13 protein-coding genes and 1 pseudogene are annotated in these 17,835 nt (G+C 37.3%); 4 read left to right on the top strand and 10 right to left on the bottom strand.

Annotated features, from left to right (window positions below):
• Nucleotides 1-83: 83 nt before the first annotated feature.
• The 3 genes and pseudogenes from AC27H3_RS00160 to AC27H3_RS00170 all read right to left on the bottom strand — a co-directional run.
• The gene (locus tag AC27H3_RS00160) at nucleotides 84-1,070 is read right to left on the bottom strand and encodes a YeiH family protein (RefSeq protein WP_487102835.1); all 987 of its coding nucleotides are present in this window, start codon (nucleotides 1,068-1,070) and stop codon (nucleotides 84-86) included.
• A 178-nt stretch (nucleotides 1,071-1,248) separates the two neighbouring features.
• The gene (locus AC27H3_RS00165) at nucleotides 1,249-1,698 is read right to left on the bottom strand and encodes a hypothetical protein (protein ID WP_487102836.1); all 450 of its coding nucleotides are present in this window, start codon (nucleotides 1,696-1,698) and stop codon (nucleotides 1,249-1,251) included.
• 304 nt (nucleotides 1,699-2,002) lie between these two features.
• Nucleotides 2,003-2,452 (bottom strand): annotated as a pseudogene (locus AC27H3_RS00170) (YehS family protein); the annotation flags it as partial.
• A 333-nt stretch (nucleotides 2,453-2,785) separates the two neighbouring features.
• Here AC27H3_RS00170 and mfd point away from each other — a divergent pair.
• From mfd to AC27H3_RS00190, 4 genes are all read left to right on the top strand, one after another.
• Entirely contained in the window at nucleotides 2,786-6,295 is a 3,510-nt protein-coding gene (gene mfd / locus AC27H3_RS00175; RefSeq protein ID WP_487102837.1) for a transcription-repair coupling factor, read from the top strand.
• A gap of 113 nt (nucleotides 6,296-6,408) precedes the next feature.
• Nucleotides 6,409-8,010, top strand: coding sequence for a CsiV family protein (locus tag AC27H3_RS00180; RefSeq protein WP_487102838.1), 1,602 nt, complete (start codon nucleotides 6,409-6,411; stop codon nucleotides 8,008-8,010).
• A gap of 204 nt (nucleotides 8,011-8,214) precedes the next feature.
• Nucleotides 8,215-8,505, top strand: coding sequence for a DUF1244 domain-containing protein (locus AC27H3_RS00185; protein ID WP_487102839.1), 291 nt, complete (start codon nucleotides 8,215-8,217; stop codon nucleotides 8,503-8,505).
• 93 nt (nucleotides 8,506-8,598) lie between these two features.
• Entirely contained in the window at nucleotides 8,599-9,381 is a 783-nt protein-coding gene (locus AC27H3_RS00190; RefSeq protein WP_487102840.1) for a substrate-binding periplasmic protein, read from the top strand.
• A 256-nt stretch (nucleotides 9,382-9,637) separates the two neighbouring features.
• Here the strand turns inward: AC27H3_RS00190 and AC27H3_RS00195 are convergent, their stop codons facing one another.
• The 7 genes from AC27H3_RS00195 to AC27H3_RS00225 form a co-directional block, all read right to left on the bottom strand.
• A complete protein-coding gene (locus AC27H3_RS00195; protein WP_487102841.1) occupies nucleotides 9,638-9,913 on the bottom strand; it encodes a hypothetical protein in 276 nt (91 codons plus the stop codon).
• A gap of 533 nt (nucleotides 9,914-10,446) precedes the next feature.
• Nucleotides 10,447-11,136, bottom strand: a complete 690-nt coding sequence (locus AC27H3_RS00200; protein WP_487102842.1) for a pseudouridine synthase — start codon at nucleotides 11,134-11,136, stop codon at nucleotides 10,447-10,449.
• 150 nt (nucleotides 11,137-11,286) lie between these two features.
• Nucleotides 11,287-11,763 (bottom strand): GNAT family N-acetyltransferase, encoded by a 477-nt coding sequence (locus AC27H3_RS00205; RefSeq protein ID WP_487102843.1) that lies wholly within the window; start codon nucleotides 11,761-11,763, stop codon nucleotides 11,287-11,289.
• A 132-nt stretch (nucleotides 11,764-11,895) separates the two neighbouring features.
• Complete coding sequence (locus AC27H3_RS00210) at nucleotides 11,896-13,005, bottom strand: XdhC family protein (protein WP_487102844.1); 1,110 nt, start codon at nucleotides 13,003-13,005, stop codon at nucleotides 11,896-11,898.
• Nucleotides 13,006-13,137: 132 nt separating this feature from the next.
• Nucleotides 13,138-14,745, bottom strand: coding sequence for an HD domain-containing phosphohydrolase (locus AC27H3_RS00215; RefSeq protein WP_487102845.1), 1,608 nt, complete (start codon nucleotides 14,743-14,745; stop codon nucleotides 13,138-13,140).
• A 6-nt stretch (nucleotides 14,746-14,751) separates the two neighbouring features.
• Complete coding sequence (locus AC27H3_RS00220; protein WP_487102846.1) at nucleotides 14,752-16,968, bottom strand: CHASE2 domain-containing protein; 2,217 nt, start codon at nucleotides 16,966-16,968, stop codon at nucleotides 14,752-14,754.
• Nucleotides 16,968-17,828, bottom strand: coding sequence for an MBL fold metallo-hydrolase (locus tag AC27H3_RS00225; RefSeq protein WP_487102847.1), 861 nt, complete (start codon nucleotides 17,826-17,828; stop codon nucleotides 16,968-16,970). Before AC27H3_RS00225 ends, AC27H3_RS00220 begins: the two co-directional genes overlap by 1 nt.
• Between the last annotated feature and the right edge of the window lie 7 nt (nucleotides 17,829-17,835).

Genomic DNA, 17,835 nt, shown 5'->3' on the forward strand with positions numbered 1-17,835 from the left:
AATTTGTGCGTACTACGACACGTCGAATACGCACTTTTTTATTTAGCCGCTAGCTGTTATCTATGTATGCTTATAAAGCCTTATTAATAAAAAAATATAATGCCCAAAATAACCAACCCAGCTAAAAACACGCTCTCACCCGCCATTAATAATACCGGGCGCCAACCAACAGATAACACTTGTTTTAACGATGTTCTAACACCAATGGCTGCAATAGCAATAACCAGTAAACTACTCGACAAGCTTCGAATAATGTCAATTAACCAGATAGGTAACACGCCAACATTTTTTAAAAATGCCAACACGAAAAACATAATTAAAAAACCCGGTATAAAAGCGCTAACACCAGCCGACATTTTGCTGTTTTTCTCTTTAAAGGCAAAAAATACCATCATTACTATTGGCATTAACAGCGCGACTCTAAGTAGTTTAATGTAAGTGGCAACATCGCCCGCTTCAGGAGAAATAGTATAACCAGCACCAACAACTTGAGCGACATCATGAATAGCGCCACCAATAAAAACCCCAGCAAGCTCGTCTGAAAAGCCCAAATAGCTCGCCACTATCGGATAAAAAACCATCGCTAAAGTGCTGAAGGTGGTAATACCTATCACCGTAAAGGCAAAGTATTTCTCTTGTGATTTGTCGTTTGGTAATACGGTAGAAATTGCTGCTGCGGCTGACACACCACATACTGCAACTGCGCCACCCGACAACACACCAAATACTTTCGACAAGCCTAAAATACGCGCAAACAGCACACCAAAAATAATCGTTAAAAACATACTTCCCATCACGATCAAAGGTGGTGTTATCCCCAGTGAAACAATATCAGAAAAAGCAATACGCACGCCGAGCAAACCAACACATAAGCGTAATAACTCTCGCGAACAAAAATTAACACCAAGTTGAAGGCTTGAATGACTATAAAAGGAATGTAGGCTCAAACCTATTAACAAAGCAAATAGAATAATGGGCGCTTGATAGCGTGTAGCAATAATAGCGGCGATAACCGCGATAGCTGCACATAAGGCGACACCGGGCAATTTAGCTTTAATTTTGGTGAGCATAATTCGTATAACCGCAGGGTTTTATTACTATAAATTAATCAAGAAAGTGTATCACTAAGCAAGACTTTATTAACTATTTTCAATTGCTAAAAATTGTTAACAACAGCGATTAATAAACAAAAAGCCTGCAATTGCAGGCTTTCAGAATAAACGTGTTATCGAATTAAATGGAGAAGTATTAGCTAAACCAGTTATTGTTACGACCTTTAATCGAAAATGCGACTAACAAGAAAGCGATAATGATTACCATAAGTGGCATTACCGTGCCGCCTGGACCATAAACCTCATAAGAGTTACTAATGAAAAATGAATGAAACATTTGCACCAATACCGCCACTAATGAAACGACAAATAAGGGATAACAAATGCGCTTTCTCATTAATAACGCAACACTACCTAAAGCCCCAGCAAACACAGCAACCGTAAAAGCAATGGTTGCCCATAATGGTACTTCGCTATAAAGTGCTTGCTCTGCTTGAGGTAGTTCGGCTATCGCTTCTGAAGTCATCGTTATATGACCAAAAAATGCCATAACGCCAAGTAAGTTCCAAACAAGTGCTAAAATAGCCACTAATGTAAACCAACGAGGTAAGCCGTTTATTAGTGCTGTTTGTGTATCTTCTGACATAGGTAGTTCCTTATTTTTATAATAATATAGAATCTATTTATTGCTGATGTATTTTTACATTTAGAGCAAAAAAGCCAGTGTTAACAAGTAACTATTCGCCCCAAATATCTTTCGGTTTAAGTTTTAACACTTTACGTTCGCCAGGCTTGCGTTCAACTTTTGTTTTATTCGGGTTAACATAAATTTTGCTCGCATTAGCTTTAGCCGAATTATAATTTTTATTTGCTAACACCTTTTCTAAATTATCTTTTGCTTCTTCGACAACCGGCTTGTTTTCTTGCGCTTTAGCGCGACGTTGTACATGAAACTTTTTATCAATACCTTGTAAAAAATTACGTAAAACTTGATCTTTACATTCGCGATAATTTTTATGATCTGGCTTGCGAGAAAAGGCGCTTAATTCTGGTTTATTTAAACGAAAGTTTGCTAATGCCAACATTTCAATAATATCTTCTGCTTTTAAATTAAAAGCAATTTTAAGCTTAGTAAGAATAATATTATTATTTAAGCGTTTTTCAGCTTTTGCTGGCTCGCCTTCTTTTTTGCCACGACGTTCATTAATAAAGCCATTTAAAAAAGCGGCAAAAGTGGTATCAGGGCAATTTACATAAGCCGGATCTTCTTCTTTTTTTAACCAGTTACTTATTTGCTCGCGCGTTACTGTTAGGTCGCCCGAAGCAAAAATAGCTATAACCTTTTGATCATTAAAATTAAAAGTGTATCGTAAGCGGCGTAAAACATCGTTATTAGTCAAAAATTTTCTCCAAGGGCCAACGGTTTTCGCTGGATATTATTACTGATATTAAACGTAAACTTAATAACATGCAGTAACATGTAATGATTTAATTGTGCGCTATTATACACGCTTTAAATAACCAGATCTTTACCCGTATGTGCTATTTATCCTAAAAGCGGTAAAGCATTAAATTTAGCGGTTAAAGTTCAGCTAAAACTCATGTTAAGATATGGAAAATTTGAGCATATGGCGTACGAGTAAAATGCATAAAATATTGCTTGAATCAAAATCATCAATGAGTAAGTTTTTCCAAGTTCACCTTTTTAAAACGCAATTAAATTACGAGTAATCATGAGTAAAAACGTTAGTATCTTCAGTCCTGTATTAGCTAAAAGCCGCGGCAAAAATGCCGATAAAAAGGTTTGGCAAAACCTGCCTGGTAGTAGTGCCACTGTTGCTATTTTTCATGGTGCGTTATCTACGCAACAGCCAATACTTTTATTAACTCATGATACGCCTTCGGCTTTACGTTTAGAGCAAGAGCTTGCCAGTTTAAATAAACAAGAAAAACTGCCTATTTGCTTATTTCCAGATTGGGAAACACTGCCTTACGACACGTTTTCGCCACACCAAGATATTATTTCTCAACGTTTAGCGACCTTATATCAATTATCTCGTATGGATAAAGGCATTGTTATTGTGCCTATTTCCACCTTGATTCAACGTTTAGCACCCAAGCAATATATTGAAGCAAACAGCTTAATCATCAAAAAAGGTGATAAAAAAGATTTACACCAACTAAGACAAAATTTAGAAGCGAGCGGTTATCGTTGTGTTGACCAAGTAATGGAACACGGTGAATTTTCTGCTCGTGGCGCTATTCTTGATATATTTCCTATGGGCAGCAACACTCCGTTCAGATTAGACTTTTTTGATGATGAAATTGACGAAATCCGTTTGTTCGACCCAGAAAACCAACGTTCTAGCGATAAAGTTGACGGTATAAATTTACTACCTGCACATGAGTTTCCAACAGATACTGACGGCACTAACTTATTTCGCAGCCAATACCGTGAACAATTCACTAGCACTATAGATAAAGAGTCTATATATCATCAGGTTAGTAACGGCATTATGCCCGCAGGTATCGAATATTACTTACCGTTATTTTTTGAACAAACCAACACCTTATGCGACTACCTAACTGAAAACACCTTAGTTATTATCAGTGGCGATATTGATAAATCGTTAAGCCATTATTGGAGCGATATTAGTTATCGTTATGAAGATCGTCGCTATGATCCCACTCGGCCATTACTGCCGCCGGAACAATTATTTTTAAACAGCGAAGAGCTCTACAGCGCTTTAAAACCGTTTGATCGTATTAATTTAAAGCCTGAGATTAATGAAGAAGAAGTCAAGCTATCTCAAGTACAATTTGATGTACATCCGTTACCTGACTTAACTATAGATCATAAATTAAAGCAGCCCTTTGAACTGCTGAACAACTTTATTGCTAGTAAAGAAACGCCAAATAAACTGTTATTTGTGGCTGAAAGCCAAGGCCGACGTGAAAGTGTATTAGAGCTACTTGAGCGTAATAAAATAAAACCCAATATCTTTAAAACCATTGAAGACTTTGTTAACAGTGACGCACCATTAGGTATCACCGTTAATGCCTTAAGTGCCGGTTTTATTTTCCAAGCCAAAGGCAGTGCCAAAAAGAATGCCATAGCATTAATCACCGAAGCTGAATTACTAGGCGATAGAGTTCGCCAAACTCGTCGTCGCAATAAACAACAAGAAATTCAAAACGACGCGATATTTAAAAACTTAGCTGAGCTGAGCATTGGCCAACCTGTTGTACATATTGACCATGGTATTGGTCGATACATGGGCTTACAAACCATAGAAAACAGCGGTATTACTACAGAGTTTTTAGTGCTGAGTTATGCAAAAGAAGCCAAACTCTATGTTCCTGTTGCTTCACTACATTTAATCAGTCGCTACTCAGGCGCCGATGCTGAACACGCCCCATTACACAAGTTGGGTAACGATACATGGAGTAAAGCCAAACAAAAAGCCGCCGAAAAAGTACGTGATGTGGCCGCTGAGTTACTCGATATTTATGCCAAGCGTGCCAGCAATCACGGTTATAGCTTCAAACGCGATAAAGAAGACTATCAAGCCTTTGCTGACAGCTTTGGCTTTGAAGAAACTTTCGACCAAAAACAAGCCATTAATGCCGTGATAAGCGACATGCTATCACCAAAAACTATGGACAGATTAGTGTGTGGTGATGTTGGCTTTGGTAAAACCGAAGTTGCCATGCGCGCGGCATTTGTTGCGGTAAATGATGCTAAACAAGTGGCGATATTAGTGCCTACAACCTTACTTGCCCAGCAACATTACGAAAGCTTCCGTGACCGTTTTGCTAACTGGCCAATAAGCATAGAAGTGTTATCACGCTTTAAAACCACCAAAGAACAAAATGCGGTCATTAAAGAGGTTGAGTCGGGTCAAATCGACATATTAATTGGCACCCATAAACTATTACAAAATAGCATAAAATATAAAGATTTAGGCTTACTTATTGTTGATGAAGAACACAGGTTTGGCGTTAAACAAAAAGAGAAAATAAAGCAACTACGCGCCAACGTTGATATTTTAACCTTAACCGCAACGCCTATTCCGCGAACCTTAAATATGGCTATGGGCGGCATGCGTGATTTGTCGATTATAGCAACACCACCGGCAAAACGTTTAGCGGTTAAAACCTTTGTTCGCCAACGTGACGACGCGCTCATTCGTGAATCAATATTGCGTGAAGTTTTACGTGGTGGACAAGTTTACTTTTTGCATAACAATGTCGACACCATAGATAAAACAGCCGCCGATATTCAAAAATTATTACCTGAAGCAAAAATTATTACCGCACACGGGCAAATGCGCGAGCGCGAACTTGAACGGGTTATGAGCGACTTTTATCATCAACGCTACAATGTTTTAGTCTGTACTACGATTATAGAAACCGGTATTGATGTTCCCAGTGCTAACACCATCATTATGGACCGTGCTGATAATCTTGGTTTAGCACAACTACATCAATTACGTGGTCGTGTAGGTCGTTCGCATCATCAAGCTTATGCTTATTTATTAACACCTCACGAAAAGCGCTTAACCAAAGATGCCAAAAAACGCCTCGAAGCCATCGCATCACTTGAAGACCTAGGCGCAGGTTTTACACTAGCAACCCACGATTTAGAAATACGTGGCGCAGGTGAATTACTTGGCGAAGACCAAAGTGGATCGATGAGCCAAGTGGGCTTTACCTTGTATATGGAAATGCTAGATGCTGCTGTTGAAGCGCTTAAAGATGGTAAATCGTTAACGCTTGATCAAGTCACTAAAACACAAACTGAAGTCGATTTACGAGTACCTGCTCTGCTTCCCGAAGACTATATATTTGATGTTAGCCTCCGACTAAGCTTATACAAACGCATTGCCAGTTGTAAAAACAAGCAAGCGCTTGACGATGTACAAGTTGAACTGATTGACCGTTTTGGTTTGTTGCCACAAGCGGCAAAGAACTTAGTGCATATTGCTAAACTGAAACTTAAAGCTGAAAAAATTGGTATTACTCGCATTGACGCTGGTCCTGCAGGAGGTTCATTTGAATTTGGTCCAGATACCAAAGTTGATCATATGTTTATTCTTGGCTTAATTCAGCAGCAACCCAAAATTTACACCATGGACGGGGCAAATAAGCTCAAATTCAAAGTGCCGAGTGAAGATGCTAAAGCCCGTTTTATTTTAATCACGACTATGTTGAACGAGTTGGCGAATCATTTACGCCCTTAGCTACTAAGCAAACACTTTATTACACATATAAAACAGATAACTAATTGATAATTTAAGTATTGAATAACTTTTTGCTATTATCTCTTGGTAAATAACCATTAACTGGATACTGAATGAAATTAACGCAACTATTTTTATGTTCTGCCTCGTTAGCATTACCGCTAACTTTAAATGCAGCAACGCAAAAAAGTGACGACAGATGGTTTGATGTCGAAATTATTCTTTTTAGTCAATTAGATGATAAAAGTCAGTCGAAAGAAAGTTTTCCAGAGCTTAGTGAACTGCCCACACACCGCCGTGTAGAAGATTTATTGCGCCAGTACTTAAATCCAGATATTCGCAGCTTAAAGCAATTGTTACCTCGCTGTGACGCCATACAAAATCATAATAACTTAGTACAAAAGCAGGCAAAGCTGCCTGAGATATTTGAAATAAAATCGTTAGCACAACTTGAAGAATTAGTAGCCGAAAGCATGGCAATTAACGACGCAAACCAAGCTTTGGGAGCAAGTGAAAGCGAACTAAATAACGCTTTAGTATCAACCAAGCAAAGCGTATCAGAAACTATTGTAGTGCCAGAGCAATTAACTGAACCGAATAACAACACAAAATACTCTACCACTGACAGTAATGCTGCCCTATTAAACGCTGACTCAAACCTAAATGCAGCTCAAGGTAGTTCATTGAGTGAAAATGATATAGAGCCTTCTCAAGCGTTAACAACTGCAGAACGTGAAAATATTCAAGCATTATTATTAGCTGCTGAAAATGCATTTCAAGCACCAAAGTTTGAATATTCAATGATCGTTGAACCTAATATATTATGTAAAATGGATGAATCAACATTTGCTGACTATCAAGCCAATAACCCAAGCTTCGATTACTATGGTTTTAGCGTCGATAAAGTGCCTTTGTTAATTGATGGGAAAGAAGAAGTTTCTAATAACCATACTCATTTGCTCAGTAAAGAATCTTTGCAGCTTGGCGATATAATTAAAGACTTAAGATATAGCAAAAACTTTCGTCCTATGCTGCATATGGGCTGGCGACAGGTTGCTAGACCAGAAAAAGAATCGATACCGGTAAAAGTTTATGCTGGCGACAATTTTTTTGCCGATCACACCAAGCAATTAGCCCGCTACAATCAACAGAAAAATCTCTACATAGCCGAAGCGAAAGATGCGGATAATGAGCAAAGTATTGTGAGCATTGAAACCATGCATGAACAGGCTGATAATAATCAAAATGCACAATTACAAGCAGCTAAAGCATTGCGAATTCAAGAGATAATTACCCAATTACCCAAGGTTAATGATAATACAGAAGCGTTATTAACTTCGATTGAGTCACAAGACTTATCCCTTAATTTTGAAAACCAAAACCCATTAATAGCAACACCACCTAAAGTGCCTGTTCAACCCTGGTTTATCGACGGTTTTTTTAATATTCATTTACAACATTATTTATTTATAACCGCCGACTTTAATATTTTAGATAAAAATTTAAGCGAAATCGCTACGGCTCGGTTAACCGATACTTCATCAATTATTACCCCTTCGGTAGCAGAAACAGCAAAACCGATTCAGGCAAAAGCGATTAGATTTAAACAAAATCGTCGTGTTATCAGCGGTGAAGTACATTATTTCGATCACCCTTACATGGGGATGATTGTTCAAATAAGACCTTATACAAAACCAGAGCCTGAAGATAATTAATTATCATTGGGCTGATTTTTAAATAATACCAAATGTAATAAGTTATTGACCAATTTTAAGCGAGGATAAATTGTTCAAGAATAAGGCTTTTGATTGAGTAATAGCAGGCTATTGGGATTGAAAATAACGCAGTTATTGACGATTTAAACCGCCTTAAAATGATCAATTATTTATTTCAATTGGTATAAAGCATAAGAGAACAAAATGGATAAAGAAGTTGAAATTCAAGCAGCGGTTTTTCGTCGCTTACTCGCACATTTAGATAACCGTAAAGACGTGCAAAATATCGAATTAATGAACCTTGCTGGCTTTTGCCGCAACTGTTTTTCTAAATGGACAGTAGCAGAGGCTGAAAAGCTAGGTGTTAATGTTGATATTGATACTGCCCGTGAACAAGTTTACGGTATGCCATATAGCGAATGGAAAGAAAAGCACCAATTGCCTGCAACTGAGGAACAGCTTGCAAAATTCAACCAATTAAACGCTAAAAAATAAAAATTAAGATTTTGCTTTAATTGCTTTAATTGCTTTAATTGTTATGATTAAGGCAGTTATTACTGCTATTAACGTTATAGGGATATTCCATTTATGAGACTCCAATCTACTTTAGTCATGTTTTCTTTAATGTTTACATTAATGCTGACTTCAAGTAACTCTTTTGCGAATAAGCCACTGCTTAGAACCTCTTATTATAGCCAAAATGTTGCCCCGCAATTATTTTATGACGATATGGGTCGCCCAACCAGTGGTATTCTTTTTGATATTACCCATGCAATAGCGAAGCAGCTAGATATGGAATTAGAAATGCTGCCTATTCCACGTAAAAGAATAGAGCAGTCTTTAGAAACCAATATGGTTGATTTGAATTGCGTAGCTAATCCTAAATGGTATAAATCGATGTACCTAAAGTGGAGTGATGATCTATATAGCAACCCAGATATTTTGATTAATCGCGAAGGTATAAAAACCTTGAATGCATTATCTCAATATAAAAACCTTCGAATTGGCACTACACTAGGTTACATATATCCAGAGATTGCGGGTTATATTAAGGACAAAAATATACTTCCTGTTATCAGTACAACGCCTTCAGAAAGCTATGAAAAATATCGTAAAAACAAAATATCAGGTTTTGTTAGTGCATCAATAGAGGCATCTTATTTTTATAAAAAAACGGAAGATGAAGTTATTCATATGAATGATAACAAAATACATTGTGCGCTTTCTCCAAGTCTGAGTAATTCAACCATTAATAATATCAACAATGCTATACATAAGTTGAAAGATTCAGGTGAAATAGAGAAAATTCTTGAAAGATATAAAAAGGTACCCGGCTCAAACTTTCAAACGGTTCAAGCTTATAGTGACTAAATAACCTGAACTCTGGATAAGCAGCACTTGCTCAATGTTCCCTTTTAAGCCATTTTCTGCGTTAAAAAGTCGATAAATAGCGCGCTATTCATAAACGTTTTGCCTTGGAAATGGCATAAAATGAAGCATTGATGATATCTATTCGTGATGTTCACCTGACTATAGCATTTACTTTATTACCTAAGCTTTTGGTTCACTTGAGTTTCAAGCACTCATTATCCAGAGTTCAGGTTAAATACTTATTTCAGCTTTGTCGTTAAATTTTTACGCTAATTTTCTGGTTATTCGCTCTGCGATCTTTTCTATCACGAGATTCTAACCATCGGCCTCTATTAACGGATTTTTCTCGGCGTTCTTCTCCAGTGCGACGCTCTGCTTCAACCACTTCTTTCTGCTCAGTTTTATCCTTAACCGACTGCGGTGTTGATGGCTTGCTTTTATCATTGCGCGTCTTTTTCTGTTTACTATCTTTTGCCGTTGCTTCAGGTTTAGTGGTGAAGCTAGCGGGAAGTAATTCAGTAAATACGTCCATTTTAATGCACTTTTGCCTTTTATAAATTGAATGGTATTAAGTGTAGATGATTAATTTATCGGCAATTCATAAGAAAAGTTTACTTTTTATAGCAAAAAAAAAGATCTTTGTACAAGTACTACCGAGCAATACCCAAGCCTAGTTATTACGAAAGGTATACCAGCAGAACAATGCAAGAGTATTTTACCGTACATTAAAATATTGTTGTTAGGAATCGGGCTGGGATTTAACACAATATAGAAATTGCGTTGTTCGAAAATGTATAGCTGTCAGGATATCAATCGGTTTGATATAAAATGTTATTGGTTTATAAAACAAAAACAAAATACCATTCAACTTATAAAGTAATTGATTAATTTCAATAAGCTAGACTGGCTTCGATTGAATTAGCATTATTTTAAAGTTGTTATTTAAGTTGTTTTAAACAAAAGCCAAACTTAGCAAAAAATTCTATAGTAGAGCTAGCTTTATATAAAACCTATTTATGTAAAGCCTATTGGTATAAAGCCTACATAGATATTGATAAAATATCTCTACACAAATGCACTGACTTCTTCGGGTGTTAAATACCGCCATTGAGCCAATGGCAAGTCTGCAAGCTTAACTGGACCTATTTGCTCTCGGTGTAAACCAACAACCTTATTACCGACAGCAGCAAACATACGTTTTACTTGATGGTACTTTCCTTCGGTTATGGTTAACAATACTTCACGCTCATCAACTTGCTCTAACTTAGCAGGGCGCGTTAAATCATCTTCACCTTGAAGTTGTACACCAAGTAAGAATTTTTCTGCTGTATCGTCCTTTAAAGGGCTTCTCAACCACACACGATATACTTTTTCACACTGCTTTTTAGGGGAAATTATATTATGCGACCAACGACCGTCATCTGTTATCAATACTAAGCCTGTTGTGTCAGCGTCTAATCGACCTGCAATGTGCATGTCGAATGCTCTATCCACATCAATTAAGTGTAATAACGATGGATAAATTTCATCGACATTTGAACAAATGGTATCTAAAGGCTTATGAAGAATAATATAGCGAGAGCTACGTGCTGTAAGTGTTTGCCCTTCTATACAAATATCATTATTTTCGTGAACTTGTGTCGCGGGATCTTTCACAACCACATCATTCACGGTGACTTTACCCATTTTAAGTAGTTTCTTAGCTTCGGTGCGAGTAAGCTCGGTGCTTTTGCATACAAATTTGTCTAGACGCATAGTCAATAATATCGTAATAAGGTTGAGGGTTAAGGCGAGGCTATTATCACTATTTGAATATTTTTATCAAGGTTAGCGCCATAAAACTGTATTGATGATGCCTCTTTTCTATTTTTATTTCTGCCCTATGAACCGTTAAATTCCGTTTATTTACTGATTATACTGAGGGAATTCTTTTATCATATACAAGACATTATTTAAGCTAAGGTGTTCAGGATAACTTTCAAAGCTAAAACCAAACTTTTGATAACTTTTAATAGCGCTGTGATTTTGCTCTAAAACAAATAATGAACAAACATGAGTTTGCAGATCAGCCATTCCTTTGTTCATTAGTTGTGTTATTAAATGACCCGCAATGCCTTGCCCTCTTAGCTTAGGTTTTACGACTAACCTTGCAAGATGGCATCTACCATGGCGCAAGTAATACTGTCCGAATGCTAATAATTCGGCTTGCTCTGAAAGTAAACAGTACGATGGCAAGCTCATTAACTTTAATTCACTCTTGAGCGTATCTAAACTTAAAGGAAAGTTAATGCTTGGACCTGACCAAATATCTAGCTCATCTTGGCTTGAAAACCATGACATAAGTTCAATTAATTGGTTATCTGTTGCGGGAGATAAATGCATAGCCACCTTATGGTTTTTGGGTAATATAGTCAGTAATAGAGTTAATTAACAAAAGCCAACTAACGATTCGCGCTTAACTGCTTGAGTATTCATCAGAGTTACTAAACAATTAAACGGCTATTCTAAGAGCCCTTAGTTCTTGTCGTTATTAATAAACTTACCTGACAATGCCAAACCGTTGCGCTGATGTAAAACACTATGACATTGCGCTAATATCGATAAAGCTATTGATTCAGGAAGCTCACCGCCAATATCTAGACCTGCGGGGCCATTAACTTGTCGCATAAGCCAAGCTTTATCTGCAATATTAGATAATGCTTCAACATTGCCTCTGCGTTCAACAGGTCCTAATAAACCAATGTATTTTGCGACATTATTTTCATGCAATAAACGCAACCATGCTGAATCTAAGTTTAAGTTATGAGTCATTAATACAGCGGCATCAATTTGCTTAAATTGTGCTAAAGCAGAAAAGTCATCAGGGTGAACACGAATAATTTCAGCAGCATGTTTAAAGTTACTATTGCGAGCATAACTTGAACGATGATCAACAACGGTTACTCGCCACCCCATTTGTGCAGCCATTGTAACCAGAGCGATAGCATCAGAGCCGCCACCAAACACCCATAAATTTGTTGGGGCAGAAATTTTAGTTAAAGACTGCTCATCTTGATCTACAGTGGCATTACAATGCGATTTATTCTCTGCGATCATGTTAGCCAAAGCATTGTTGGATATTTTGCTACTTTCTTGTTGTGTTGTTAATAACTCCTGCCCTAAGTTATCAAATAAAACTAATTCATTTAAGCTTGTTTTTAATGAGTTTTGGGTTAGAAATACCTGCTGTAAATAACTGGTTTCACCCATTTGCATGCGTTGAAAAAGTAGTGCTAATAATTGATTAAATTCAGGGGTTATATATTGTAATAATACGCCTATTTTTCCCTTACATCCAACGCCTAGCTCTGCGGCATAGCCATCTTCTTCAAGCATATCGTACTCAACAAAGTGAGCTTGCTCGTTATCGAAAACTTTTTTAGCATGCAAAACAATATTGGCTTCTAAACAACCACCACTCACTAAACCATGAGATTGCCCTAGGTTATTAACCAGCATAATAGCGCCAGGCGAGCGATAGCTTGATCCTTCTTTACTGACAATGGTAACAAGTACCCAGTTAAGTTTGTCGTTATGATTAAGATAATATTCTAGTAAAGAGAAGTGTGAATGGTTATTAAGCAAGGATAATCCTTAAGGTTTAGAAAAAATGTTCATCAATACATTAAAAAAGACAGAGTAAGTAAGAATGGGAGGTTTTATATGCCTAGCCAATATGTAGCTATTATATCGACTAGACAGACTTTAAATCAATATTCAGCTTAGCAAAGCTTCCATATCAAATTCATCAAGCTGTTTCGGATCAGCGAAGTTTAAAATGTAAGCTTCGTATACTTTAGAACGTACAAAAATAGCAAATAAATCTGAATCTAGATGATTGTTTTTTGCCATGCTGCTCATTATTTTTAAACATTCACTAACGGGTTTTGCACTTTTGTAGGGCCTATCTGCAGCAGATAATGCTTCGAATATATCAGCTAATGCCATTAACCTAGCCGGTACAGACATTTGCTCTTTAGTTAACCCTCTTGGGTAACCTTTACCATCCATGGTTTCATGATGACCTAACGCATATTCTGCAACATTAGATAAATGCTTAGGAAAAGGTAATGCTTCTAGAATATCTAAAGTAACATTCATATGCCTTTGAATAATTTTTCTTTCGTCATTGTTCAACGTGCCACGTTTAATACTTAAATTAATGATTTCATCTTCTGAGAGTATTGGCTGCTTTACTTTATCGATCATGATTTCGTATCGTGTTGAAATCATGTGTATATTTTTTTCCTGCTCGTCAGTTAAAAACTCGCCACCTACATTTACTTTTTGCAGAAACGCCGTATCTAATTTCAACTGTTTTTTAGCTAAGTCTCTTTCTCTTTCTAACTGCTCGACTCGAACAGTTTTCCCAGCTTTTAGTGCTGTGATCATCTGTTCTTGAAAGTGAATATCTATATCTCGACCCGCAATTTCTAATTTAGCGGTAACATAATGAATGCGATCAAATATCGTTTCTAATTTTCTTGATTTCTCCATCACATGATCAGGTGTGGCGATCTTGCCACAATCATGCAACCAACCCGCAATACTTAATTGATGTCTATCTTGTGCCGAGAGTTTGAACGAGGCTAAAGGCCCTTCATCATAGTCACTAACAGCGTCTGCAATCATCAAGGTAAGCTCTGGTACACGCTTACAATGCCCACCGGTATGAGAAGATTTAGCATCAATCGCTACCGCGATAGTTTTAGCAAACGACTCAAACAATTGCTGCATGTTTGTAATCAGTGCTCGGTTAGTTAACGCAATTGCCCCTAATGACGCAAAAGATAAAATCTGTTGCTCAACTTCTGGTGCGTAACTAATAATGTCATTATCATTCATGGCATTAATTAATTGAATAACGCCAATAATATCACCCGTATGATCTTTCAACGGGAAAGTAAGCATTGATTTTGTACGGTAGCCTGTCGTACTGTCCATTTTTCTCGCAGCACTAAAATCAAAGGGGAAAGCATCGTAGACATCTTCGATATTGATCACTTCACCGGTGTTAGCGGCATGGGCAACTATAGCTGAACAGTTTGGTTGATTATCAATAAATAGTGGGATGCCTGGAAAATTAATAGCTGAGCCTGAACTACCACCAAGGTGAAGGTTCATGCTTTTATTGTATATGGTGCGAAACTCTAATTCTTTTAAGCCATTGACCAAATATATAGAACCAGCATCTGAGTTCGAAACCTCTACAGCCGCCAGCAGAATTTTTTCCATAAGTAAGTCGGTATTTTCTTCTTTACTTAATTGGATACTAATATTAAGTAAGTGCTCAAAAGCCGCTTGTTGTGATGAATTATTTGTCATAATGAATTACTTACTTTCATGGGTATATACCCCATCCCAGTTCGTTGCATCGGCATTATCGATAAGATTAACTATTCGTTCTATTAATATACTATAAATAGTGATTGGTAAATTAGCATTTTGTTTTAATTGCATAAATATTTCTTGAGCTTCAATAAAGTTACCGGTTAAATAACCTTCCATAGCTTGTTCATGTAATAAAATATCTGCTTTAGTTTCATCATTTATATCTGTATCAAAACCTATAGGTTGATAAATTTCAACCGCGGTGTTTTTACCTTTCACTTTTATCCTATCCATTTTTCGACAGATAACATTATGTTGAGAGATATCTTCAAAAGTGCTGCTTGAAACTAGAATATCAACGCCATAATATTTTGTTAGCGATTCTATTCTAGCACCTAAATTTACCGCATCTCCAAGCACAGTATAAGCTTTTCGATAAGTAGAACCCATATCGCCCACCACCATTTCACCAGTGCTTATGCCAATACCTACTCGAATGGCTGGCCAGTTTTTCTCTTTAAACTTCTCACTTAACACTTCGGTTAACGAAATTAGTTGCATGGCGCTCAGCACAGCATTAACAGCATGGTCTTCGTCGTCTAACGGCGCATTCCAAAGTGCCATGATCATATCACCAACGTACTTATCTATTGTGCCTTTGTTATCAAAGATAATAGCCGTAGCTTCAGATAAGTATTCTTTAAGAAAGTCACTTAACTCTTCTGGCGTAAACTGCTCTGACAAGGTAGTAAAATCCCTAATATCAGCAAACAGTACCGACATTTCTTTTCGTTCTGTTTTAAGTTCAACACCCTTTGCTGAACGGATCATTTTTTCGATATACGCGGGAGGCACGTATTGATCAAACATGCTTTTTATCTTTTTACGATTAGCGTTTTCTGATACAAAACCAGCCGCGCCATAATAAATGGTTAGTAGTGTTATCAGCAAAATTATTTGAAATAGTGGCAAACTCACTTTTAATGCCCACCAACAATACCAATTAAAACTAATATGCAAAGCAAAGCTTACTAGGCTAATGATTAAAATTCTCATCGGCCCTTGCTTTGTCATCAACATAGCTAAAGTAAAGCCTGTTAGCAGTAACAACGTAAAAACAATGGCTAAAGTGATATCAAGCTCGACAGGTATAATTTCAGGGTGTATAAGCCCTTCAAAAACATTCGCATGCACTTCTACTCCAGGGTATTGAACACCCACTGAAGTGGTTCGCAAATCAGCTAATCCAACGGCTGACGTGCCAATAAATGCTACTGAGCCATTCAATACATCTTCTTCAACACGATTATTTAATACATCGGTAGCTGAAACATATTTAAAACTGCGCTCACGCCCTTTATAAGGGATAAATATTTGACCTTTTTCATTGGTTGGAATGAAATGACTACCAAAGCTAAGACCTTGCAGCCAAGATGTTTCACCAGAAACTTTACTTTTTGCTTCAATGGTATCAGCTAAAGTATAAACACGCGCTGCCTCTAGAGCTAACGAGGGGTACAGTTGTCCTTGATAGTTTAAAACCAATGATGCCTTGCGAATAAAGCCGTCACTCTCTGGTACCGAGTTGATAAACCCTGCCCCTGTTGCTGCCGACTGTAATGTGGGAATATTTCCTAGTACATGTTTAAAGCTGGCTATTTCTGAAAGTTGCTTTTGATCATCTGACCAGTTAATAACGGGCTCAGGTACCTGTCCAGCATTTTGCGCACTATCATCAAATAAAAAGCCTAGTACGACTTCTGAATTTCCCAACGTTTCGGCAAACTCTTGATCAAAATTTACTGACGCTATAAGTTGCTTTAGTTGCTCTCGAGGTTGTTGCCCCAAGTGTTGGTTTTTACTTAAAACAACTTCAACAGCATTTCTTTCAGGTTCAGCAAAAAATATATCGAATGCGACAACAATAACCCCTGCATCCATTAGCTTAACAACGAGATCACTGACTTTGCTACGACTCCAAGGGTATCGGCCTTGCTCACGCATACTTTTTTCGTCAATATCAATAATAATAACTTGTTCATCAAATTGTCGAGGTACATTTGATAACGTTGCTAAAAGACGTGCATCATACAAAATACCTTCAACCCGTTGTAATAGCTTTTGAACGTTATCAATACGAATAAAGTTTAAGCCGATTACCAATAAGGTAATGACTAAACCTACTAGAAAGCTTTTTGAACGTAAAATATTGATCATTAATTTATGCGCTGCGCATTATTTTGCTTAGACAGATTAACAATCGTTCCCTCTCGAGCGCAGAAAATTTCCAGTTTATTTTTGTATTGCGCTTGTAATAGTTTTTCTTCGTGTAATAGCTCTGTGTCGGTACGGGCAGGATCGTGGCTAATAATGTATAAACTTTTAACTTTTGCTTCGCACGCTAACCTTGCCACTTCTGAAAAGGTACTGTGCCCCCAACCAAGCTTTAAAGGTAAATCAGCTTCAATATATTGTGCGTCATGAATTAACATATCGGCATCAGCAATAAAATCAAGCCATTGTTGCCATGAGGTGTTTTTTACATCCGGTGAGTTCAGTTCGTTATCGGTAACATAGGCAATTTTTTTACCTTTTGCCACTAAACAATAAGCCGTACCGCCATCAGGGTGATTTAAGCGTTGGGTACTGACTTCAAAACCAGGAATTTCAAACTGTTTTAACGCTGAACTTTCAATATCGACTTTGACATTAGCCGGTAATTGCTCAAATTTAACTGGATGAGTCGACCCTGACATTTGCGTGAGAATCGCATCTTTATCATCGCCATCAACGTTACCGATGACAATTGAGATATCTCTATTCTTTTGAAATATTGGCCTAAAATAAGGAAAACCTTGAATATGATCCCAATGATTATGCGTTAACAATATCTTGATAGGATGTTTTGTTTTTTCCAACTTTGCACCAAGCTCAACGATGCCTGTACCTGAATCTAGAACCACGTCATGGCCATTATCTAGAGAAATATAAACACAGGAAGTATTACCACCAAAGATCAGGGTGTTCTTACCCGGTGTAGGGGTAGAGCCCCTAACACCGTAAAATTCTATTTTCATAAAGTCG

The sequence above is a fragment of the Colwellia sp. NW0002-52-1 genome, assembly GCF_057550865.1.